This is a genomic window from Kribbella soli, assembly GCF_004331345.1.
Lineage (GTDB): Bacteria > Actinomycetota > Actinomycetes > Propionibacteriales > Kribbellaceae > Kribbella > Kribbella soli.
Genome location: NZ_SJJZ01000003.1, coordinates 1,197,210 through 1,219,133, shown reverse-complemented (window position 1 = coordinate 1,219,133; position 21,924 = coordinate 1,197,210). Strand labels below are relative to the sequence as shown.

The window sequence follows — 21,924 nt, the reverse complement described above, 5'->3', positions numbered from 1 at the left end:
CCAACGACCGACGCGCGTTCGGCCAGCGAGGTACTACGGTGTGAACGCGGGCCAATCGAGAACTGAGGAGGGCCGATGAACGAGTCTGGTTCTCCGACCTTGGAGCAGGTCGCGGCGCTCGCCGGGGTGTCGCGGGCAACGGTCTCGCGGGTGGTGAACGGATCGCCGAAGGTGCTGCCGGACACGGTCGCCACGGTCGAGCAGGCGATCCTGCAACTCGGCTACGTACCGAACCGGGCGGCCCGAGCGCTGGTGACGCGGCGGACCGACTCGATCGCGATCGTCGTACCGGAACCGGACAGCCGGGTGTTCTCCGACCCGTTCTTCGCCGGCATGCTGAGCGGCGTCAGCCGGACACTCGCGCCGACGTCGTCCCAGCTCGTGCTGCTGATCGAGCCGGCACCGGAACCGACCGGGGCCGACGACCAGCGGCTGCTGCGGTACCTGCGCGGCGGGCACGTGGACGGCGCGATCATCATCAGCCACCACGGCCGCGACAACGTGCTGCAGGAGCTCGCGCAGTTGCCGCTGCCGATCGTGTTCAGCGCGCGGCCGCTCGGGGTCGACGTACCGGTGGCGAGTGTGGACGTGGACAACGTCGCCGGCGCCCGGACCGGGGTCCAGCACCTGCTGTCGATCGGCCGCCGCAAGGTCGCGACGGTCGCGGGGCCGCTCGACATGACCGCCGGCATCGACCGCCTGACCGGCTACCAGGAAGTGATGAAGGAAGCCGGACTGCCCGCGATGATCGCGTACGGCGACTTCACCGCCGACGGTGGTGAGCAGGCGACACTGCGCCTCCTGGACGAGCACCCGGACCTGGACGGCCTGTTCGTGGCGTCCGACCTGATGGCGACCGCAGCCCTTCGCGTCCTCTCGCAACACAACCGCCGCGTCCCCGCCGACGTAGCGGTGGTCGGCTTCGACGACTCGGTCCTCGCCACCACGACCACCCCCAGACTCACCACAGTCCGCCAGCCGGTCGAACAACTAGGCGCCCGTCTGGCGGAAATCCTCCTGGCCAAGATCGCCGGCGCCGACCTGACGGCCGCCGAGATCTACGACACCGAACTGATCGTCCGCGACAGCGCCTGACCAGACACTCGCCGGCGGGCTACGGCTCGGGGGTGACGCCTGTTACCTGGCCGTGCTGATCGGTGGTGTAGCGGCCCGTGCTGAGATCGACCAGAACGAGTCGATTCCCGAACGGGTCGGACACCGTTGCGACGCGACCCACCGGGATGTCGGCGGGGCCGCCGAGCAGCTGACCACCGGCCGCCGTGATCGCCTCGATCGCCTGGTCCACCGATCGCACCAACCAGTTGGGCCCGGGTGGCAAACGCGTCGAGATCACGATCTCGGTCGCCGACTCCGGGCAGCGGAGGCCGGCCTGCCCGAGGTCGTCGTTGCGCCACAGCAGGTCATGTCCCAGCCGGTCCCGGTAGAACCGGAGGCCCGCGTCCAGGTCGGGGACCGTGAGGACGACCGCATCAAGGCTGCGAAGTACCGGTCGGGTCGCAGGAGCGTCAGCACTCATGAACGACATCGTCGTTCGGGGGTCCGACATTTTCCGGCTAGGGCGGGTCGTTCTCGAACTGGAACTGGACCCGGATCGAGTTGTCCAGGGGGAGGACCAGCGTGGTGTTCGACGCGGACCAGTTCGCCGGCACCAGGAACAGCCGGTCGTCGCCGACCACGAGCAGACGTAGGCCCCGATAGCGGTAGTTGAACGTCTGCCCCGCGCCCGCGCGCAGCGTCGTCTCTTCGATGCCGGGGGAGCGCAGCGCGAGCTTCTCCTTGGTGTCGAGGATGACCACGGGGAAGCGGTTCAGGTGATGGGCGTCCGACTTGGCCAGGCCGCGGCCGGAGTACTGGGCGGTCGTCGCGGTCGCCCAGAAAGCACACGTGACTGTCGCAACAGCCAGGAGCGCGATGAGGATCCGTTGTGGACCGACGGACGGATCGGCCTTGCGGCGGAGATAGGTGAGATAGGCAAGCGTCGCGGCGGCCAGCCCGATGACGGCGGGCACGATGAGGGCGTAGTACGCGATGCCGCCGATCAATGGATAGGCGAGCAGGCCCGCCACACCGACGACAAGCACCAGTACGGCGATCCGCGCAGCCCGCCGTACGCCGGTCGGCGTCGGGTGGATCGCGTTGTGGACAAGCAGTGCGGCGACAGCCAGCAACGTGATGACGAGCAACGGGACGAGCAGCGGTTGCGGACTCCGCATCACGTAGTCCTGCGTACTCAGCCCGATCGTGTCGACGTCGATCCCGAAGTACTCGAACTGCGACCGCGCCGACACGTACCCGAAGTAGAACAGCAGCGCGCTGACCAACGTCACCGGTGTGACGATGCCCGCCGCGAAACTGATCCACCGCTCAGCCTGCGACCGCTCGTCCGCCATCCGTCAGCCGTCCGACGGCGTCTCAGCCGGCGTCTCGACCGGCGTCTCGGGCGTCTCGCTCGGTTTCGGGCCGCCGAGCGCGCGTGAGTCGAAGCCGATCTGGCTGATGCCGCCAGGCTTGAGTGCCGTGCAGTCTTCCGCGGTTGCGCAGGTCGCGTCCGCGGTGATGATCAAGGTGGCGTGGTGTCCTTCGGCGTTCGTCACCTGCCGGACTCCGGCGAAGCAGGCCGGTGTGTCGCCGGAGCGGATCTGGTGCCCGGTGCACTCGGGGCTCTGGCCGCCACAGGCGGACTGGTCGATCTCGAAGTACGCGACGTCCTGGCTCAGAGTGGGTTCGCGGTAGGTCACCGTGGCACCTTGCGGAAGCTCCAGTCCGGTCAGACTGACCCCGACGCATTGCTTGGCCTGGTCGTCCGGCTGGTTCGCCTCGGCTCCCGGTCCGATCGGAAGCGTTGCGATCTCGACCGACGGCTTGTTCTCGCGCGGCTGCGTCGACTCGGCGCCCGTCGGCTCGGGGGCCGGCTCGCTGGTGCTGTCGGAGGTCGCGGTCCCGTCCGGTGGCGACGTACCTCCGTCACCGGACGTGTCGGAGCACCCCGCCGCCAGCAATGCGACTACAGAAACCAGCACAGTCCAGGCGCGCATCACGACCACCCCTACGAACAGAATGACCCTGCGTGCAGAACGCCACAACCTTTTGTTCACTCTCCGCTGCGACAACTGATCATCCGTGATATCTCTGAGTGAGCTCCGCTCCTCAGTCCAGGCCGGGAGGCCCCATGACCGACCACGAGGTCCGGATCGCGCTGGTTCTGAACGGTGGTGTCAGCCTGGCGGTCTGGATGGGCGGGGTCACGCACGAGCTGGATCTGATCCGGCGCGCGTCCGGCGGCGACGACGCACCCGGCCCGCAGCCGTACGACGCGGTACTCGCGGATCGCTGGCGGGAGTTGTGCCGGCGCGGCGAGGAACGGCGCCGGGTGGTGGTCGACGTGATCGCGGGGACGAGCGCCGGCGGTGTGAACGGTTCATTGCTGGCGACCGCGATCGCGAACGGCTCGACCCTCGACCCCGACGGCGGCAACGGTCCGTGGCTGCGGCAGAAATGGATCGGTCTCGGGTCGCTCGACGTCGGCAAGCTGGTGCCGTCCGCGGGAGCGAAGTCGACCTCGGTGCTCGACGGCAAGTACTTCCTGCGGCAGCTCGAGGACCTGCTCAAGGGCGTGGCCGACGCGGGCGAGAGCGACGCGGAGGAGCCGGTGACGTTGTTCGTCACGGCGTCGGGGCTGGGTGTGCAGCAGTTCGAGGCGAAGGACGCCGCGGGCCAGGCGTTCGTCGTACCGGATCATCGGTACCTGTACGGCTTCACGAGTGAGGAAGCGCCGACGTACGACGGTGCGCAGCGGAAGTTCACCCTCGAGGACAGGAACGAGCTGAAGGACACCGAACTGCTTGCGCGGGCGGCCCGTGCGTCCGCGTCGTTCCCGGCCGCGTTCGGTCCGGTACTGGAAACGCCGGAGCTGGCCGCGCAACCGCCGCGGATCCAGCCCGGCCCGGCCGAGGCCGGATCCTGGCTCGTCGACGGCGGCGTCCTCGACAACGCGCCCTTCGGCCCGGTACTCGACGTCGTCGCCCGGCGTCCGGTCAACGGCAAGGCGACCCGTTATGTGCTGTACGTCGTACCGTCGGCCGGGATCGGGCACGCGTCGACCGCATTGTCCGGGGCCAAGGAGCCGAGCTGGCGGGTGTCGGCGTTGTCCGCGGTGCAGTTCCCGCGGGAGGTGGACTTCCGCTCCGACGTCGAGCAGCTGGAACGTCTGCTGCTGGAGGCGGACGCGTCCTGGTCCGACAGCCAGCGCCTCTTCGACCGTTGCCTGAAGCAACCAGATGAGCGAGCCCGGCTGAAGGCGGCGGCCGAGGCACTGCAGCCGGCGTACTCGCGGGGACGCGCGGCCGGCGGCGTGTGGGAGGCCGTCACGATCGCGAGCCACGACCAGTCGACCGTGCTGGACGCCGCGACCGCGCTCTCGGAATCGCAGATCGACGAGATCCTCACCACCGAGCATCCGTGGGTCCCGGCCCCGGACGGCTCCACGGCGGCCCTCCGGGACGATGCCGACGGCAACCCGAGCTGGTTGTGGGGGACCGGCGCCGCCGAGCGGATCGTCCGGCTGATCCTGCGCTCGCTGCGGATCCGGATCAGCGCGGCGCCGCAGAGCGAGCGCGCCGACCTGGACAAGCGGCTGACCGCGGCCAGCGACTGCCTGATGAAGGTCCAGGCGGTCCGCGACGCACTCAACGTACAACTAGCTGCTGCGAATCTCGATCTCCGTCCGGCCGGCGGCGCGGAAGCGGTCGCGGTCGGGCTGAACGACATCTTCGAGCAGCTGCAGATCCAGCGCGCGCTCGGCGACGCGTTCGCCACCCTGATCGCGGTGATCGGCTGGGAGCTCGTCGACATCGCGCTCGAGGTCGAGATCGTTTCCCGCTGTACGTCGGCACGCACGCCGCAGCAGCGCAGCGCCCCGTTCCAGTTCCTCCGCCTCGGGCCGGACATCCCGCTCGCGGTGCTCGACGAGTTGCAGGAAGGATCGATCGCCAACCAGCTGAACGACCGCATCCTGTACGGCAGTCAGGTGGGCCACTTCGGTGCCTTCGGAGCGGCCGACTGGCGGCGGTGGGACTGGCTGATGGGCCGGTTGCACTGCGTCGCGCACCTCGGCGCGATGCTCGGCGCGGACGCGGACTGGATCCGCGAGACCCAGCGTCAGGTCCTGCAGGCCGAAGGCTGGCAGCTCGACGCGGTCGCCGAGCGGATCGAACGGCTGGCCAGGGACTTCCCGGTCGATGCCGGCGTCGGCGCGCTGGTGACGATGCGGGACGAGCTGAACGCGTCACCCGAAGGCCGGGCGATCACCAAGGGGATCGCGGACCGGATGGTCGACGTCTCCGGCGGTCTCGGCCCGCAGGTCGGCAGCTGGGTGAAGGCAGCCGCGGGCCGCAAGCATCAGCCCGGTTCGTGGTTGCTGCGGACCGCGCGCTGGTTCACCGAACCGGCCCGGCAGACGGTGTGGGACCGGATGGTGCGCGGCGCCAAGCTGAGCCCCGCACATCGACCCGCGATCTTCGAGCCATGGTTGCCTGCGGCAACTGCTGCGGCCGGCGTCGTACTGCTGGTGATCTCCGGAGGCGTCGACGCCGTCCGGATCCCGGCCGCGGTGCTCGCCGGCGCGGTGCTGGCACTCAGCGCGGCGCTCGGCGTGATCACCTGGTACGTACGCCGTGCCCGCCGCCGGATCCGCGCGTGGATCGAGCAGCGGATACCGGAAATCAGTCGAGGGTCACGAAATCGATGAGTTCCTCGACGCGGCCGAGCAGCGCCGGGTCGAGGTCCGCGAAGCTGTTCACCTTGGACAGGATGTGCTTCCAGGCGGCGGCGACGTCGGCCTGATCGGTGGCCGGCCAGCCGAACGACTGCAGCACGCCCTTCTTCCAGTCCTGCCCGTGCGGGATCCGCGGCCACGCCTTGATGCCGACCGACGACGGCTTGACCGCTTCCCAGATGTCGATGAACGGGTGGCCGACCACGTGCACGTACCGGTTCGACACCTGGGCGGCGATCTTCGACTCCTTCGACCCCTCGACCAGGTGGTCGACGAGTACGCCGAGCCGCCGGCCGGGAGCGGGCTGGAACCGGTTGACGATCTCGACCAGGTCGTCGACACCTTCGAGGTACTCGACCACGACGCCCTCGATCCGCAGGTCGTCGCCCCACACCCTCTCGACCAGCTCCGCGTCGTGCCGGCCCTCGACATAGATCCGGCTGGCCCGCGCCACCTTCGCCCGGACGTTGTCGACGGCCACCGATCCCGAGGCGGTCCGCGTCTTCTTCGCCGGACCGGCCTTCTTCGGCGGCTTCAGGCTGACCGGTTTGCCGTCGATCCAGAACCCGGGACCGAGCGGGTATGTACGGATCTTGCCGTGCCGGTCCTCCAGGTCGACGACACCGTGCTCCCAGCGCACGATCGCCCCGACGAACCCGGAACTCGGCTCCTCGACGACCATCCCCTTCGCGATCTCGACCTCGACCGTCCGCCCGTTCTTGGGCTTACGCCAGTCGCCCGCCAGTACGTCGTTCCCATACCTGTCAGCCACCTGCTCATGTTAGGTCCCGTCTGGTGATCCAGCGCCTAATAAGTGGGAGCCGCATGCGTAGCAGTTGACTGGCGGCTCGGCGCGGTGAGTGTGAGAACGAAGTACGTCAGGAATCCGACCACGAGTCCTACTGCCCAGGAGTAGTCGTACAGCGGCTTGAGGAACGGGATCAGGCCGTCCTGGGGGAACGGGCCGGCGCCCGGGTTCGAGTACGCGCCGCCGACCGCGAGCAGCGAGCCGAGCAGGGTGGCGACGACGCCGCGCCAGTTCCAGCCGGCGGTGTACCAGTAGCGGCCGCTGGGCCGGTAGAGGTCGGCGAGGTTGAGGTTGGTCCGGTCGATCACCCAGTAGCCCGCGATCAGTACGCCGGCCACCGACGCGAGCAGACCGCCGTAGAACGACAGCCACACGAAGATGTAGATCGACGGGTCCGAGATCAGCCGCCACGGCTGGATCAGGATGCCGATCACCCCGGTCAGCAGACCCGCGGTCCGGAAGTTCAGCCACCGCGGCAGCGCGTTCGCGAAGTCGTACGACGGACTCACGACGTTGGCCGCGACGTTGCAGGACATCGTCGCGAGGATCGCCATCACCAGGCCGATCGTGACGATCACCGGGTTCTCGAACCGGCGGGTGAGCTCGACCGGGTCCCAGATCGCCGAGCCGTACAGCACCACGGTGCCGGACGTGGTGATGATCGAGACCAGCGCGATGAACGACATCGTGGTCGGCAGGCCGATGATCTGGCCCCAGACCTGCGCCCGTTGGCCCTTCCCGAACCGGGTGAAGTCCGGCATGTTCAGCGACAGCGTGGCCCAGAACGCGATCATGCCCATCAGCGACGGCGCGAAGATCTTCCAGAAGTCGGCGTCCCAGCCGAGTTTCGACGGCTGCGACAGGATCGGGCCGAACCCGCCGGCCTTCACCAGGATCGCCACCATCAGCGCGACGAACGCGACCGTCACCAGCGGCGCCGCCCAGTTCTCGAACCGGCGCAGCCCTTCGATACCGCGGAAGATCAGCACCATCTGCAAGGCCCAGAAGAAGAGGAAGCTCAGCCACATCGTCCACGGGTGCCCGCCGATCGCGGACGCCTCGGTCCAGCCCTTGCCGAACAGCTCGCCGACGATCACGTAGATCGCCTGCCCGCCGATCCAGGTCTGGATCCCGAACCAGCCACAGGCGATGAAGGCCCGCAGCAACGCCGGGAAGTTCGCGCCGCGGACGCCGTAGAACGCCCGCGCGAAGACCGGGAACGGGATGCCGTACTTCGTTCCCGCGTGACTGTTCAGCAGCAGCGGGACGAGGACGATCAGGTTCCCGAGGGTGATCGTGAAGAACGCCTGCAGCCAGTTCATCCCGATCGCGACCAGACCGGACGCGAGCAGGTAGCTGGGGATGTTGTGCGCCATCCCCATCCACAGCGCGGCGTAGTTGTACGTCGTCCAGGTGCGCTCGGGCAACCGTGTCGGCGCCAGCTCCGCGTTGGCGTACGCGCTGTCGGCCAGTACGTCAGGATCAGCTAGTTCGACGCGTCCGTCGGGGTGAACCGTCTGTTCGGTCGTGGCCATGAAGTCCCACCCCATCCGGTCGGGCGATGTCCGTTCCGAACAAGTTGCGGGACGGGGTGACTTCGTGTCAACGGACAACTACCGAAAGAGCAGGAGTTCGGGTCAGCTTGGGCCGAGGAGCGGGAGGCTCGGGCGTTGCGGCGTACCGAGAGCCTGGTAGCCGCGGCGGATCGCGTCCTGGAGCTTGTCGACCGGCCACGGCCAGTCCTCGGTGTGCTTCAGCGCATCGTCGAGGGGTGTGCCGTTGTGGTGCAGGGTCGAGATCGTGTTCGCGACCTTGCCCAGGTCCATCGCCTGGTCGGTGGCGAACTCGACATCGACGACCGCACCGTGGCCCGGGACGATCTTCGCGTCCGCGGTCATCATGCCGATCGCGCTCTGGACCGTGTCCGGCCATTCGAGCGGGAACGAGTCCTCGCCGTACGACGGCGGCGCCGACTCCTCGAGCAGGTCGCCGAGGAAGAACACATTCACGTCCGGTACGCCGACGACGGTGTCGCCGGAGGTGTGTCCGTTGCCGACGTACAGCAGTTCGACGCGACGGTCGCCGAGGTCGATGACCTTCGCGACCGCGAACGTCGTACCGGCGAGCTTCTCCTCGGCGGCGGCGTTCTCGTGCAGGTAGACGGTCGCGTCGGTGAAGACGCTGTTGCCGGCGACGTGGTCGAAGTGCGCGTGGGTGTTGACGACCGATTTGACCGGTACGTCGGTGAGCTCGCGGATGTGCTCGCGGAGCTGCTCGGCCTCCTCGGTCGTGGCGCGTGTGTCGATCACCAGTGCGCCGTCGGCGCCGACGACGAGGCCGACGTTCAGGTCCCATTCGTCGTACCGGCGGACCCAAGTGCGATCGCCGATCTCCGCCCAAGCGCTCATGGGCTCGAGATTACTTGCCCCGATCACTTGCTCAGTACGTCGCCCCTGGCCACCTGGTGCTTCTCGATGCCGCGGAGCAGCAGCCCGACGTTGTCGCCGGCCGTTGCGGTCTGCAGGGTCTTGCGGAACATCTCGACGCCGGTCACCTCGACCTGCAGCATCGGCTGCCCGGCCCGGCTGAGCAGCACCTGCTCGCCGACCGTCACCGTCCCGGCCTGCACCCGCCCGGTCACCACGGTGCCGCGACCGGTGATCGAGAACACGTCCTCGACCGTCATCCCGAACGACCCCACCGGCAGGTTGTCCTGCGGCCGCGGCGGTCCCGGAAAACTGTTCGGCTCCGCATGCCCACGCGCAAGCATTTCCTGCGGATCCATCGGGTTAGACCGCTTCCAGAACTTCCAGCCCATCCATCGAGACTAGCGGGTTGGCAAGCCCTCTCCTGGCGACTTAAGGTCGCAAGTGTTCCGATCGGAACTCCGAAACTTTCGAAGGGTGGTCGGTGTGACGACACGACGTGCTGTGGTGGTCCGGGGCGGCTGGGAAGGGCACTCCCCGGTCGAGGCGACCGACCTGTTCATCCCGTTCCTGCAGGAGAACGGCTACGAGGTGACCGTCTCCGACAGCACCGAGGCGTACCTCGATCTCGACAACGTCGACCTGGTGCTGCAGTGCGTCACGATGAGCGAGATCGAGCCCGAGCACTTCAAGGGCCTGGAGGCGGCGATCCGGCGCGGCACCGGGTTCGCCGGCTGGCACGGCGGCATCGCGGACTCGTTCCGCAAGAACGTGGACTACAGCTTCATCACCGGCGGGCAGTTCATCTCGCACCCGCACGGGTTCACCGACTACCGCGTCGAGGTCGTCGCCGACCACCCGATCGTCGAGGGCATCACGCACTTCGACGTGCACACCGAGCAGTACTACATCCATTACGACCCGACCAACAACGTGCTCGCGACGACGACGTTCGAGTCGCACCCGGACTACCCGTGGATCGAGGGCGCCGTGATGCCGGCCGTCTGGACCCGCACGTGGGGTGCGGGCAAGGTCTTTGTCTGCACAGTGGGCCACAAGCTCGACGACCTGGAGACGCCCGAGGTGCGCACGATCATCGAGCGGGGGCTGCTGTGGGCGAGCAAGTGACTGGGCCGGTAACACGCGTCGGCATCGTCGGCACCGGCGTCATCTCCGGGACGTACCTGGACCACCTGGGCAAGCTCCCCGGCGTCGACGTGGTCGCGGTCGCCGACCTGGACCTGGCGCGTGCTCAAACGATTGCTGAGAAGAACCCGGCTATCCGCGCGGTCTCCCCGGACGAGCTGTACGCGGCTGACGACATTGAGATTGTCGTCAATCTGACGATCCCGGCCGCCCATGCCGCTGTGCACCAGGCCGCGCTGGCAGCCGGCAAGTACGTGTACGGCGAGAAGCCGTTGGCCATGGACCGCACCGAAGCGGAGCCGCTGCTGAAGTACGCCGCCGCCAACGACCTCCGGATCGGCTGTGCACCGGACACGGTGCTCGGCACCGGCACTCAGACGGCTCGTGCGGTGATCGACCGCGGTGACATCGGCACCCCGCACGCGGCGACCGCGTTCATGGTGACGCCCGGCCACGAGTTGTGGCACCCCGCGCCCGAGTTCTACTACCAGCCGGGCGGCGGACCGGTCCTCGACATGGGCCCGTACTACGTGACCAGCCTGGTCACGCTGCTCGGCCCGGTCGTCCGGGTCACCGCCCGCGCGGGCCAGTCGAAACAGCAGCGCAAGATCCACACCGGGCCGCGGGCCGGGACCGTGTTCGACGTGGAGGTGCCGACGCACGTCACCGGCGTGCTGGAGCACGAATCGGGCGCGCTGACGACCGTGCTGATGTCCTTCGACGTGTGGGCCGGGCGGCTGCCGCGGATCGAGGTCCACGGTACGGACGGCAGCCTGTCCGTGCCGGACCCGAACGGGTTCGACGGGACCGTCGAGATCGTGACTCCGGAGCAGCGCGAGTGGACCGAGGTGCCGGTCGCCGGTGGGTATGCCGGAGCCGGGCGCGGGGTCGGTGTCGCGGACATGGCCCGGGCGTTGCGGACCGGCGAGCCGCACCGCGCGAGCGGGGAGCTGGCGTACCACGTGCTCGACGTACTGGAGTCGTTCGTGGACTCCGCCGTACAGGATCAGCCCCTCGATGTGGCCAGTACAGTGACACGTCCCGCGGCCGTTCCGTTGGGAGCGTCGCCCGAGACCGCCTAGACTGGCACTCTGAATGATTGAGTGCCAGGACAGTCGGAGAGGGTGGTGCGCGTGCTCGACGAACGCAAGCTGGATGTGCTCCGCGCCATCGTCGAGGACTACGTGGCCACCCATGAGCCGGTCGGTTCGAAGACACTGGTCGACCGGCACAACCTCGGCGTCTCACCGGCCACCGTGCGCAACGACATGGCTGCGCTGGAGGAGGAGGGGTACATCACCCAGCCGCACACCAGCGCCGGCCGGATTCCGACCGACGCGGGGTACCGGCTGTTCGTCGACAAGCTGAGCACTGTCAAGTCGCTGTCGATCGCCGAGAAGAAGGCGATCACGTCGTTCCTGGCCGGAGCGGTCGACCTGGACGACGTCGTCCGCCGTACCGTCCGGCTGCTCGCCCAGATCACCCGCCAGGTCGCCATCGTGCAGTACCCCTCGCTGAACCGGTCGAGCGTCCGGCACATCGAGGTCGTCACGATGAGCCCGCGGCGGTTGCTGCTGGTGCTGATCACCAGCAACGGCAGGGTCGAGCAGCGGCTCGTCGAGCACCCGAACGACGTCGACGAGCAGCTGATCGCGGACCTGCGGTCCCGGTTGAACACTGCACTTGCCGGCCAGCGACTGACCGACGCAACGACGTCCCTGGCCGGCGTGCCGGAGCTGTTCGCGCCGGCCGACCGGTCGATCGTCGCGGCGATCGTCACGACTTTGCTGGAGGCTTTCACCGACGAGGTCGGCGAGCAGCGGATCGCGGTCGGCGGCGCCGCCAACCTGACCCGGTACGGCGACGACTTCGAGCGGAACGTGAAGCCGGTGCTGGAGGCGCTGGAGGAGCACGTCATCCTCCTGAAGCTGCTCGGCGAGGCAACCAACCCGCAGACGCTGACCGTTCGCATCGGTCACGAGAACCCGTTCGAGGAACTGGCCACCACGTCGGTGGTCGCGACCGGGTACGGGTCGCAGTCGGAGGCGCTCGCCACCCTCGGCATCGTCGGCCCGACCCACATGGACTACCCGAGCACGATGGGCGCAGTACGCGCCGTCGCGCGGTACGTCAGCCAGATCCTGGCCGAATCCTAATCAAGACAACCCCCTGGTCTGGAGTATGAGCACCGATTACTACGCCGTCCTAGGTGTCAGCCGTGACGCTTCAGCGGACGAGATCAAGAAGGCGTACCGCAAGCTGGCACGCCAGTACCACCCGGACGTGAACGACTCCGAGGACGCGCACCAGAAGTTCCAGGAGATCGGGCGCGCGTTCCAGGTGCTCAGCGACCCGCAGAAGCGGCAGATGCACGACCTCGGCGGCGATCCGTTCGCCTCCGCGGCGGGTGGACCGGGCGGCGCCGGCTTCGGCCAGGCGTTCACGTTCACCGACATCATGGACGCGTTCTTCGGCCAGACCGGCGGGGCGACCCGCGGGCCGCGGCCGCGGACCCGGCGCGGTCAGGACGCGCTGATCCCGCTGCGGATCGACCTGGCCGAGGCCGCGTTCGGTACGACGCGGGAGCTGAAGGTCGACACCGCCGTACTGTGCCCGACCTGTAGCGGGTCCGGCGCGGCGGCCGGGTCCGAGCCGGTCACCTGCGAGATCTGCCACGGGCGCGGCGAGGTCACGCACACGCAGCGGTCGTTCCTCGGCGAGGTGCGGACGATGCGGCCGTGCCCGAACTGCCGCGGCTACGGCACCACGATCCCGAGCCCGTGCGTCGAGTGCTCCGGCGACGGGCGCGTGCGCTCCCGCCGTACCGTCACCGTGAAGATCCCCGGCGGTGTCGACACCGGGACGCGCGTGCAGCTGTCCGGTCAGGGCGAGGTCGGTCCCGGCGGCGGTCCGGCCGGCGACCTGTACGTCGAGATCGAGGTCGAGCCGCACGACATCTTCACCCGCAACGGCGACGACCTGCACTGCACGGTGACGCTGCCGATGACGGCGGCAGCGCTCGGCACGACGATCGACCTGCCGACGCTCGAGGGCGAGACGACCCCGCTGGAGATCCGTCCCGGCACGCAGTCCGGCACGGCGATGACGCTGACTGCACGCGGCGTACCGCGGCTGCGGCACGCCGGTCGCGGCGACCTCATCGTCCAGGTCATCGTCGAGACGCCCACCAAGCTCGACGACGCCCAGGCCGAGCTGCTCCGGCAACTCGCGGCGGTCCGCGACGAGGAACGCCCGCAAGGCCAGGTCCAAGCCACTCACAAGAGCGTCTTCGGCCGCCTCCGCGACGCCTTCGGCACCCACTAGATGACATCGCCCGGGGCACGGGGAGGTGTTCGGTAGGTGGGGGTCGCGGTGTTCTTCTGCGCTGACCTCGGCGGGGACGAGCTGGTGCTGGACGGGGCCGAGGGGCGACATGCGGCCGTCGTACGGCGGATCGGACCGGGAGAGCACGTTCGGCTGACGGACGGGCGGGGGACCTGGGCCGAAGGGGCCGTGGTTGCCGCGTCCAAGGGCGGTTTGACGGTGGCCGTGGACGCGCGGGGGAGCGTACCCGCGGCGGCTCCGCGCGTCGTCGTCGTGCAGGCGGTGCCGAAGGGCGAGCGGGCCGAGCTGGCGGTGGAGATGCTGACCGAGGTCGGCGTCGACGTGATCGTGCCGTGGAACGCGGAGCGCAGTCAGTTCCGGGCGAACCCGGAGCGGGTCGAGAAGACGCTCGCGAAGTGGCGGGCGTGGGCGTTCGAGGCGAGCAAGCAGTCGCGGCGTACCTGGTTCGCCGAGGTGGCCCCGATCGCGACCACGGCTGAGGTCGCCGAGTTACTGGCCGACGCGGCGCTCCCCGTCGTACTGCACGAAGAAGCCACCACGCCGCTGGCCGCGCTGGACTTGCCGTCGTCCGGGGACGTGGTCATCGTGATCGGCCCCGAGGGCGGGATCGCCCCGGCGGAGCTGAAGGCGTTCGCCGTCGACCCCGTCCGCCTCGGCGACACCGTACTGCGAACCTCAACAGCCGGCGTCGCCGCAGCCGCCGCCCTCCTGTCCCGCTCCCGCTGGGCCTGACCCGCAACTGCTCGCGGCGGGGTAAGAAACCGTCGCTCGGTGACGATTAGTTTCCCGGCCGGCAACCCTCGCTAAGCTGTTAGACAGGAACCGAACACAACTGTACGACAGGGATCGAACACCATGTCCGTCGAGTCAGCTCGCGCCCGCACGCTCAGCCATGTCGATCCGGCCGAGGTGCCGTTGCAGGCTGCGCTGGATGCGCTCGCGGACCCGGTGCGGCGCTCGATCCTGCGTGACCTCGCCGTTCACGACGACTGGACCCGCGCCTGCGGCACGTTCGACCTCCCGGTGAAGAAGGCCACCGCCAGCCACCACTTCGCCGTACTCCGCGCCGCCGGCCTGATCGAACAACGCGACGAAGGCGCCCGCCGCCTCAACCGCCTCCGCCGCGAAGAGTTCACCAACGCCTTCCCCGGCCTCCTCGCCGCCACCATCGACCGCGCGGACTGAGGAACTACTTCACGACGATCGACTTGGTGTCGGTCGACGTCATGGTTCCGTCGGCCGCGGAGATCTCGAAGACCTCGAGGGTGTAGGCGCCTGGGGGGAGCTTGGTCACGCTGAAGGCGAACGGTGCGAACTTGTAGGCCTCACTGGTGTTGGCCGCGCCCTTGGCAACGATCGCTCGGGTCTTGACCGAGACGATGCGCCAGTTCACCTGGGCCTCGAAGACGGACGCGATGCCGGTGACCTTCACGGGAGTTGTGACGACGGTGTTGTCGTCCGGCGCGGTGACCCAGATGAACGCCTGCACCTCAGTGGCTTGCGCTCGGCTCAGAGGCTGGCTGGTGTCGACCTGGCCGAACAGTTTGCCGGCGGCCCGGCCCTGCTCGGTGACCTGGACTCGCGTGCCTCCAGCGTCCTCCAGAGCACCCTGGACCGTGTAGACGAGTTGTTGCGTCGCGACCTTGGCGAGATCGGGGTCGAGGGTGGCCTTTGGCAGTTGCTTGAAGTCGACCGTGACGACGCCGTTCGAGCGGGTGACGGTGTTCAGGGCCGCGCCGCGCCAGACCGAGTAGTAGTCCGGGTCGTTCGGCTGCTTGGTGGTCATGATGCGGACCGCCTGTTCGGCGGGACGGCCGCTGACCTTGGCCCAGGTGCGGTACAGGCGGGCGGCCGACTTCTTCTGCGCGCCGACCTGCTCGCCGAGCCAGTAGACCGGGACGACGGTGCTCTTGACCGCTGGTTCGGGTACGCCGCGATCCGTCGGCGACGCGGTCTTCGCGGACGGCGAGGTGCTTGGGGCCTCGGTGGGGGCCTGGGACGGCTCGGGGGAGGCGCTCAGCTCCGTCGGGGTCGGGCTGGGCAGTACGCCGGTCGCGGTGGTCGTCGTACTGGAACCGGCTACTGCGTCCCCGTCGTTGGCGGTGTTGTCCGGGCCGTTGAGCATGGTGAAGGCGCCGATGGCGGCGGCGGTGCCGGCTGCGGCGAGGCCGGCGGTCAGGAGCCAGGGGCGCCGCGCGGCGGGACGCTGGGCGTGCGCGCGGGCGCGGATCTCCGGCAGTGCGTCGGACGGCTCGATCCGGTCCGCCTCCTCGTGGAGGGACCGCCGCATCAGCTCGTCGAACGGGTCGTTCGAGTTGTCGTTCATACGTTCTGCTCCAGGAGCTGGCGCAGCGACTTGCTCGCGCGCGCGGCGTGGCTCTTCACGGATCCCCGGCTGATGCCCATCGTGTCCGCGATCTCGGCCTCCGAAAGGTCACCGTAGTAGCGCAGGACCATCACTCTGCGTTGCTTTTCCGGGAGGGTCCGCATCGCCTCGATCACCCGGTCTGTCTCCGCGGTCCGCAGTACCGCATGTTCGGCGCTCGGCTCGTCAGGCAGCGACTTCGGGGTGTGCTTGTCCACCACCACCAGGTGGCGCTGGCGGGAGCGGCAACGGTTCACCACGGCGGTCCGCAGGTACGCGAGCGCCTTGTGCGGGTCACGCAGCCGGTGCCAGCGGCCGTGCATCGCGACGAACGCGTCCTGCACGATCTCCTCCGCCGTACCGGTGTCGCGCAGCAGCAGGGCGCCGAGGCGGACCAGCGAGGTGTAGTGCGCGGTGTAGACAGCCGTCAGCGCCTCGTCGGCATCCCACGAGGACTCATGTGTCACGCACTCTTCGTACACCACGGCCGGTTGTGCCACGAAAAGACGACGCAAAGACCCCGTCCCAGGTTGACAACAACGCCGCGGCGGAGCGTGTCCCGCGGGAATTACAAGTGAGGGTGTCGGTGCGGACGGCTAGCATGGGGGAACTACTTCATCGGCATCAGGAGGGAACAGGCTGTCCAGGCCACGCAGTATCGAACCGGAGGCGCGCCCGAACGGGGCAGCGACCGCCAGCGCGCAGGCGTCGCACAAGATCGTCGTGCCGAACAGCATCGACATGGTGGCCCTGCTCGGAGCCCGGGACGAGTTCCTCCGCATCGTCGAGAAGGAGTTCGCCGCCGACATCATGGTCCGCGGCAACGAGATCACGCTGAACGGCGAGCCGGCCGAGCTGGCCCTGGCCGAGCGGCTGATCGACGAGCTGATCGCCGTGATCCGCACCGGGCACGGGCTGACCGCCGACTCGGTCGAGCGCAGTATCGCGATGATCAAGCAGGCCACGGCCGAGAGCCCGGCCGACGTGCTGACCCAGAACATCCTGTCCAGCCGCGGCCGGACGATCCGGCCGAAGACGCTGAACCAGAAGCGGTACGTCGACGCCATCGACAAGAACACCATCGTGTTCGGCATCGGCCCGGCCGGTACCGGCAAGACCTACCTGGCGGTCGCCAAGGCGGTCCAGGCGCTGCAGGCCAAGGAGGTCAACCGGATCATCCTGACCCGGCCGGCCGTCGAGGCCGGCGAGCGGCTCGGATTCCTGCCCGGCACCCTGTCGGAGAAGATCGACCCGTACCTGCGGCCGCTGTACGACGCCCTGCACGACATGCTCGACCCGGAGTCCATCCCGCGGCTGATGACCGCCGGCACGATCGAGATCGCGCCGCTGGCCTACATGCGCGGCCGGACGCTGAACGACGCCTTCATCATCCTGGACGAGGCGCAGAACACCTCGCCGGAGCAGATGAAGATGTTCCTCACCCGGCTCGGGTTCGGTTCGAGGATGGTCGTCACCGGTGACGTCACCCAGGTCGACCTGCCGAACGGGATGCACTCCGGCCTGCGAGTCGTGCAGGACATCCTGGAGGGCGTCCAGGACCTGACGTTCTGCCGGCTGACCTCGCACGACGTGGTCCGGCACAAGCTGGTCGGGCGGATCGTCTCGGCGTACGAAAACTATGAAGGTAGTGCTGACAACCACCGATGAACGTCGAGGTCAACAACGAGTCCGGGGTCGAGATCGACGCACACGGACTGATGCGGCTCAGCCGGTTCGTGCTGTCGTCGCTGCGGCTGCACCCGGAGTGTGAACTGTCGATCAAGCTGGTCGACGAGGACACCATGGCGCGATATCACGTCGAGTTCCTGGACCTGCCGGGTCCGACCGACGTGATGTCGTGGCCGATGGACGAGCTGCGGCCGGGTTCCGACGGCGATGCCGACGAGGACCTGCCGCTCGGGCACCTCGGCGACATCGCGCTGTGCCCCACGGTCGCCGCCGCGCAGGGCGCGAAGGCCGGTCACGGTACGTGGGCGGAGCTCGAGCTGCTGACGGTGCACGGCATCCTGCACCTGCTCGGGTACGACCATGCGGAACCCGCCGAGAAAGCGGAGATGTGGGACATCCAGGGCCGCCTGCTGGAAGCATGGCGCGCACCTGGAAACCGGCTAGAGGCGTGATACCACGATGACTTCCCACGACCTTGTTCTCCTGGTTGTGGCGGCGGTGCTCGTTCTGCTGGCCGGGCTGTTCGCGGGGGCCGAGGCGGCACTGTCGTCGTACTCGAAGGTGCGGGCGAACGAGCAGGTCGAGCTGGGCAACCTGCGGGCGGTCCGGCTGCGTGACCTGCTGTCCGACGCCCCGCGGTACCTGAACTCGCTGCTCCTGCTCCGGCTGATCTGCGAGATCACCGCGATCGTGCTGGTCACCCAGGCGCTGTCCGGCGTTCTCGAGGTCACCTGGGAGCACGTCCTGATCACCGCCGTGGTGATGGTGCTGGTTTCGTACGTGATCATCGGGGTCGCGCCGCGGACGCTCGGCCGGCAGCACTCGGACCGGTTCGCGATCATCTCGGCCGGCCCGGTGATGGCGCTGACCCGGATCCTCGGGCCGCTGCCGAAGTTCCTGATCCTGATCGGTAACGCGCTGACCCCGGGCAAGGGATTCGCCGAGGGCCCGTTCGCGACCGAGGCCGAGCTGCGGGCGCTGGTCGACTACGCGGAGAAGTCCGCGGTGATCGAGTCCGGCGAGCGGCAGATGATCCACTCGGTGTTCGAGCTCGGTGACACCATCGTCCGCGAGGTGATGGTGCCGCGCACGGACATGGTCTACATCGAGCGGCACAAGAAGCTCCGCCAGCTCACGTCGCTGGCGCTGCGCTCCGGGTACTCGCGGATCCCGGTGATCGGCGAGTCGCTCGACGACATCGTCGGCGTCGTCTACCTCAAGGACGTGATGCGCCGGGTGTACGACAACGCCCAGGCCGAGTCGACCGAGCGGGTCGAGTCGGTGATGCGGCGGTGCATGTACATCCCGGACTCCAAGCCGGTCGACGAGCTGCTCCGGGAGATGCAGGCGGCCCGGATGCACGTCGCGATCGTCGTCGACGAGTACGGCGGCACGGCCGGCCTGGTCACCATCGAGGACATCCTGGAGGAGATCGTCGGCGAGATCACCGACGAGTACGACGAGGACCCGGACTCGGTGCAGCAACTGTCCGACGGCGCGTACCGGGTGTCGAGCCGGTTGCCGATCGACGAGCTGGGCGAGCTGTTCGGCGTACCGCTGGACGACGACGACGTCGACACCGTCGGCGGCCTGATGGCCAAGCTGCTCGGCAAGGTGCCGATCCCCGGCGCCGAGGTGGGGATCGAAGGTCTGTCGCTGACCGCGGAGCGGCCGTCCGGCCGCCGGAACCAGGTAGGTACGGTTCTCGTACGGCGTGAGGAGCCGACTCCCGCGCCGCAGGACCAGAACCACCAGCACGCCTGACCTAGGAGCTCTTGTTGTCAGACCTTTCGGCGGAGGACGCCAAACTCGTCACGCTCGCCCGCGCTGCCCGTGCACGGACGCGGGCCGCTGAAGGAGCCGCCGTCCGCGACTCCGACGGCCGGACGTACGCCGCCTGCACGGTCGCGCTCGACACGGTCGAGCTGACCGCGCTGCAGCTGGCGGTGGCGATGGCGCTCGCGTCCGGCGTGAAGGGTCTCGAGGCGGCCGCGGTGGTCACCGAGTCCGATTCCGCCGATGTGGGCGTCGTACGGCACTTCGCCGGCGCCAACATTCCCGTAGTACTTGCCCTTGGCACTGGAGAGGTCCGCGATGTCGTCCACACCTGAGAACTTCAAAGCGGGTTTCGCCTGCTTCGTCGGCCGGCCGAACGCGGGCAAGTCCACCCTCACCAACGCCCTGGTGGGGAAGAAGATCGTCATCACGTCGTCGAAGCCGCAGACCACGCGGCACGCCGTGCGCGGGATCGTGCACCGGCCGGACGCGCAGCTGATCCTGGTCGACACCCCCGGTCTGCACAAACCGCGCACGCTGCTCGGTGAGCGGCTGAACGACCTCGTGAAGACCACCTGGGCCGAGGTCGACGTGATCGCGGTCTGCCTGCCGGCCAGCGACAAGATCGGCCCCGGCGACCGGTTCCTGGCGGCCGAGGCGGCGAAGGTCGCGAAGACCCCGAAGGTCGCGCTCGCCACCAAGGCCGACCTCGTCGAACCCGACCGGATGGTCGAGCACCTGGCCGACATCCAGGCGCTCGGCGAGTCCTCCGGCATCGAGTGGGCGTCGATCGTTCCGGTGTCCGCGACGTCCGGGTACCAGGTCGATCTGGTCGCCGACGAGCTCGTGAAGCTGCTGCCTTCCGGTTTTCCGCTCTACCCGGACGGCGACATCACGGACGAGCCGGAGGAGACGCTGGTCGCGGAACTGATCCGCGAGGCGGCGCTGGAAGGTGTCCGGGACGAGCTCCCGCACTCGATCGCGGTGACCATCGACGAGATGAACCTCCGCGAGGACCGTCCCGAGGACAAGCCGCTGCTCGACATCTACGCGAACATCTTCCTCGAGCGGGAGAGTCAGAAGGGCATCGTGATCGGCCACAAGGGCGCCCGCCTGCGCGAGGTCGGCGCGGCCGCCCGCCACCAGATCGAAGCCCTGCTCGGTACGCCGGTGTACCTCGACCTGCACGTCAAGATCGCCAAAAACTGGCAGACAGACGCGAAGAACCTGCGCAAACTGGGATTCTGATGATCCTGCAGAATCCCGTGTACGCCGCTCTGACCGGGCCGCACGCGTCGTTCGCCGAGGTCCGCGGCAACGCCCGCCGCTACCCGTCGGCGGTCGCGCCGTTCCTGGCGCTGCCTGACAGCCCGACCGAACAGGACTGGTCGGACGCGGCCGAACTCGTCGGACCTGGCACCGTGGTCGCACTGATGCGCCCCGACTTTCCGCTCCCGGACACGTTCAAACTGGACCGCCGGATGGACTTGGTGCAGTTCGTGGCGCCGGCGTCCCTTCCGGCAGCGGAGCCCGAAGCGGTCGTCCTCGGCATCGACGACGTGCCGGACATGCTCGGCCTCGTCGCCCTGACCGATCCGGGCCCGTTCCGGAGCCGTACGATCGAGCTCGGCACGTACCTCGGGATCCGCCGCGACGGCGAGCTGATCGCGATGGCCGGCACGCGGTTCGCGCTCCCCGGGCACACCGAGATCAGTGCCGTCTGCACCCACCCGTCGTACCAGGGCCAAGGCCTGGCCAGCCGCCTGATCCGCGCGGTCGCCGCACACATCACCGCAGCCGGCCGAACCCCGTTCCTCCACACCGGCGGCACCAACACCAACGCGATCCGCCTTTACCGAGGGCTGGGTTTCGAGCTCTCCAACGAAATGAAGGTCACCATCGTCGAGCCGGTATGACGGACCTCGCCCACGTCTACTGGCTCGGTGGCGGCACCGGTGCCGGCAAGTCGACGATCTCCCGGCACTTGGCGGACCGGTTCGGCCTGCGCCGCTACGACACCGACCGGGCGATGGGCGACCACACAGCGCGCAGCGATCCGCGCGCGACGCCGTACCTGCAGGACTTTCTCGCGATGGACATGGACGAGCGGTGGGCGAACCGCTCGCCGGAGGTCATGCTCGACACGTTCCACTGGTTCCGCGGCGAGGCCTTCGACCTGATCGTCGAGGATCTACTCAGCCTGCCGCCGGAACCCGTCGTGGTGGAGGGGTTCCGCCTACTCCCGGAGCTGGTCGCCCCGCTCCTGACCGACCGCCGACAGGCCGTGTGGCTCCTACCGACGCCCACCTTCCAACGGGCCGCCTTCGAGCAGCGCGGGTCCCGCTGGTCGATCGCAGACCGAACCAGCGCACCGGAACGGGCCTTGAGCAACTTGCTCGAACGCGACCGGATGTTCACCCAACGAGTCGCCGCTGACATCGACCGCCTCGATCTCACCGGCCTCGTGGTTGACGTCGATCGCTCAGAAGACGAGCTGGCAGCCGGCGTCGCGGAGTCGTTCGGGGTTTCACCCTCTCCAATGAGATGAAGGTCACAGGGGTCCAGGCGGTCTAGC

At 68.6% G+C, this 21,924-nt stretch carries 24 protein-coding genes; 15 read left to right on the top strand and 9 right to left on the bottom strand.

The window, feature by feature from the left end:
* Positions 1 to 75 precede the first annotated feature (75 nt).
* Positions 76 to 1,095 carry a LacI family DNA-binding transcriptional regulator gene (locus E0H45_RS28630; RefSeq protein ID WP_131342993.1) on the top strand — a complete coding sequence of 340 codons (1,020 nt, stop codon included), beginning with the start codon at positions 76 to 78 and terminating at the stop codon, positions 1,093 to 1,095.
* 19 nt (positions 1,096 to 1,114) lie between these two features.
* Here E0H45_RS28630 and E0H45_RS28625 read toward each other — a convergent pair whose 3' ends face one another.
* The 3 genes from E0H45_RS28625 to E0H45_RS28615 are packed head-to-tail and all read right to left on the bottom strand — an operon-like array spanning position 1,115 to position 3,056.
* On the bottom strand, positions 1,115 to 1,537 hold the full coding sequence (locus E0H45_RS28625) for a VOC family protein (RefSeq protein ID WP_165546618.1): 423 nt from the start codon (positions 1,535 to 1,537) through the stop codon (positions 1,115 to 1,117).
* 37 nt (positions 1,538 to 1,574) lie between these two features.
* The gene (locus E0H45_RS28620) at positions 1,575 to 2,411 is read right to left on the bottom strand and encodes a hypothetical protein (RefSeq protein WP_131342989.1); all 837 of its coding nucleotides are present in this window, start codon (positions 2,409 to 2,411) and stop codon (positions 1,575 to 1,577) included.
* 3 nt (positions 2,412 to 2,414) lie between these two features.
* Positions 2,415 to 3,056 carry a hypothetical protein gene (locus E0H45_RS28615; RefSeq protein WP_131342987.1) on the bottom strand — a complete coding sequence of 214 codons (642 nt, stop codon included), beginning with the start codon at positions 3,054 to 3,056 and terminating at the stop codon, positions 2,415 to 2,417.
* Positions 3,057 to 3,190: 134 nt separating this feature from the next.
* Here E0H45_RS28615 and E0H45_RS28610 point away from each other — a divergent pair, with 134 nt between their 5' ends.
* Positions 3,191 to 5,767, top strand: a complete 2,577-nt coding sequence (locus tag E0H45_RS28610) for a DUF3376 domain-containing protein (RefSeq protein WP_131342985.1) — start codon at positions 3,191 to 3,193, stop codon at positions 5,765 to 5,767.
* Here E0H45_RS28610 and E0H45_RS28605 read toward each other — a convergent pair.
* The 4 genes from E0H45_RS28605 to E0H45_RS28590 all read right to left on the bottom strand — a co-directional run bounded on the left by E0H45_RS28605 (position 5,742) and on the right by E0H45_RS28590 (position 9,420).
* Entirely contained in the window at positions 5,742 to 6,566 is an 825-nt protein-coding gene (locus E0H45_RS28605) for a DUF3097 domain-containing protein (RefSeq protein ID WP_131342983.1), read from the bottom strand. The genes E0H45_RS28610 and E0H45_RS28605 overlap by 26 nt on opposite strands.
* A gap of 35 nt (positions 6,567 to 6,601) precedes the next feature.
* A complete protein-coding gene (locus E0H45_RS28600; protein ID WP_131342981.1) occupies positions 6,602 to 8,137 on the bottom strand; it encodes an NCS1 family nucleobase:cation symporter-1 in 1,536 nt (511 codons plus the stop codon).
* A gap of 102 nt (positions 8,138 to 8,239) precedes the next feature.
* A complete protein-coding gene (locus E0H45_RS28595) occupies positions 8,240 to 9,010 on the bottom strand; it encodes an MBL fold metallo-hydrolase (RefSeq protein ID WP_131342979.1) in 771 nt (256 codons plus the stop codon).
* Positions 9,011 to 9,033: 23 nt separating this feature from the next.
* Positions 9,034 to 9,420 (bottom strand): EF-Tu/IF-2/RF-3 family GTPase, encoded by a 387-nt coding sequence (locus tag E0H45_RS28590; RefSeq protein ID WP_131342977.1) that lies wholly within the window; start codon positions 9,418 to 9,420, stop codon positions 9,034 to 9,036.
* 94 nt (positions 9,421 to 9,514) lie between these two features.
* Here E0H45_RS28590 and E0H45_RS28585 point away from each other — a divergent pair, with 94 nt between their 5' ends.
* The 6 genes from E0H45_RS28585 (at position 9,515) to E0H45_RS28560 (ending at position 14,704) form a co-directional block, all read left to right on the top strand.
* Positions 9,515 to 10,156, top strand: a complete 642-nt coding sequence (locus E0H45_RS28585; RefSeq protein ID WP_238155336.1) for a ThuA domain-containing protein — start codon at positions 9,515 to 9,517, stop codon at positions 10,154 to 10,156.
* Positions 10,153 to 11,256, top strand: coding sequence for a Gfo/Idh/MocA family protein (locus E0H45_RS28580; protein WP_238155334.1), 1,104 nt, complete (start codon positions 10,153 to 10,155; stop codon positions 11,254 to 11,256). The genes E0H45_RS28585 and E0H45_RS28580 overlap by 4 nt, the downstream gene beginning before the upstream one ends.
* Before the next feature lie 51 nt (positions 11,257 to 11,307).
* Positions 11,308 to 12,330, top strand: coding sequence for a heat-inducible transcriptional repressor HrcA (gene hrcA / locus E0H45_RS28575; protein WP_131342974.1), 1,023 nt, complete (start codon positions 11,308 to 11,310; stop codon positions 12,328 to 12,330).
* Positions 12,331 to 12,355: 25 nt separating this feature from the next.
* Positions 12,356 to 13,498, top strand: coding sequence for a molecular chaperone DnaJ (dnaJ, locus tag E0H45_RS28570; RefSeq protein ID WP_131342972.1), 1,143 nt, complete (start codon positions 12,356 to 12,358; stop codon positions 13,496 to 13,498).
* Positions 13,499 to 13,534: 36 nt separating this feature from the next.
* Positions 13,535 to 14,251 (top strand): 16S rRNA (uracil(1498)-N(3))-methyltransferase, encoded by a 717-nt coding sequence (locus tag E0H45_RS28565; protein ID WP_131342970.1) that lies wholly within the window; start codon positions 13,535 to 13,537, stop codon positions 14,249 to 14,251.
* 123 nt (positions 14,252 to 14,374) lie between these two features.
* Positions 14,375 to 14,704: an ArsR/SmtB family transcription factor gene (locus tag E0H45_RS28560; protein WP_131342964.1), complete on the top strand. Its 330-nt coding sequence runs from the start codon at positions 14,375 to 14,377 to the stop codon at positions 14,702 to 14,704.
* A gap of 4 nt (positions 14,705 to 14,708) precedes the next feature.
* Here E0H45_RS28560 and E0H45_RS28555 read toward each other — a convergent pair whose 3' ends face one another.
* Complete coding sequence (locus E0H45_RS28555; protein WP_131342962.1) at positions 14,709 to 15,845, bottom strand: Gmad2 immunoglobulin-like domain-containing protein; 1,137 nt, start codon at positions 15,843 to 15,845, stop codon at positions 14,709 to 14,711.
* Positions 15,842 to 16,351 (bottom strand): SigE family RNA polymerase sigma factor, encoded by a 510-nt coding sequence (locus E0H45_RS28550; protein ID WP_238155333.1) that lies wholly within the window; start codon positions 16,349 to 16,351, stop codon positions 15,842 to 15,844. The genes E0H45_RS28555 and E0H45_RS28550 overlap by 4 nt, the downstream gene beginning before the upstream one ends.
* A gap of 274 nt (positions 16,352 to 16,625) precedes the next feature.
* Between E0H45_RS28550 and E0H45_RS28545 the strand changes: the two genes are divergently transcribed.
* The 7 genes from E0H45_RS28545 to E0H45_RS28515 are packed head-to-tail and all read left to right on the top strand — an operon-like array spanning position 16,626 to position 21,897.
* Entirely contained in the window at positions 16,626 to 17,552 is a 927-nt protein-coding gene (locus E0H45_RS28545; protein WP_238155408.1) for a PhoH family protein, read from the top strand.
* Positions 17,549 to 18,025 carry an rRNA maturation RNase YbeY gene (gene ybeY / locus E0H45_RS28540; protein ID WP_131290828.1) on the top strand — a complete coding sequence of 159 codons (477 nt, stop codon included), beginning with the start codon at positions 17,549 to 17,551 and terminating at the stop codon, positions 18,023 to 18,025. The genes E0H45_RS28545 and ybeY overlap by 4 nt, the downstream gene beginning before the upstream one ends.
* 7 nt (positions 18,026 to 18,032) lie before the next feature.
* On the top strand, positions 18,033 to 19,337 hold the full coding sequence (locus E0H45_RS28535; protein WP_131342958.1) for a hemolysin family protein: 1,305 nt from the start codon (positions 18,033 to 18,035) through the stop codon (positions 19,335 to 19,337).
* Between the two features lie 11 nt (positions 19,338 to 19,348).
* Entirely contained in the window at positions 19,349 to 19,684 is a 336-nt protein-coding gene (locus E0H45_RS28530) for a cytidine deaminase (RefSeq protein WP_131342954.1), read from the top strand.
* Entirely contained in the window at positions 19,668 to 20,597 is a 930-nt protein-coding gene (gene era / locus E0H45_RS28525; RefSeq protein WP_131342952.1) for a GTPase Era, read from the top strand. Before E0H45_RS28530 ends, era begins: the two co-directional genes overlap by 17 nt.
* A complete protein-coding gene (locus tag E0H45_RS28520) occupies positions 20,597 to 21,265 on the top strand; it encodes a GNAT family N-acetyltransferase (protein WP_131342950.1) in 669 nt (222 codons plus the stop codon). Before era ends, E0H45_RS28520 begins: the two co-directional genes overlap by 1 nt.
* Positions 21,262 to 21,897 carry a DEAD/DEAH box helicase family protein gene (locus E0H45_RS28515; RefSeq protein WP_131342948.1) on the top strand — a complete coding sequence of 212 codons (636 nt, stop codon included), beginning with the start codon at positions 21,262 to 21,264 and terminating at the stop codon, positions 21,895 to 21,897. The genes E0H45_RS28520 and E0H45_RS28515 overlap by 4 nt, the downstream gene beginning before the upstream one ends.
* The last annotated feature ends 27 nt before the right edge of the window (positions 21,898 to 21,924 follow it).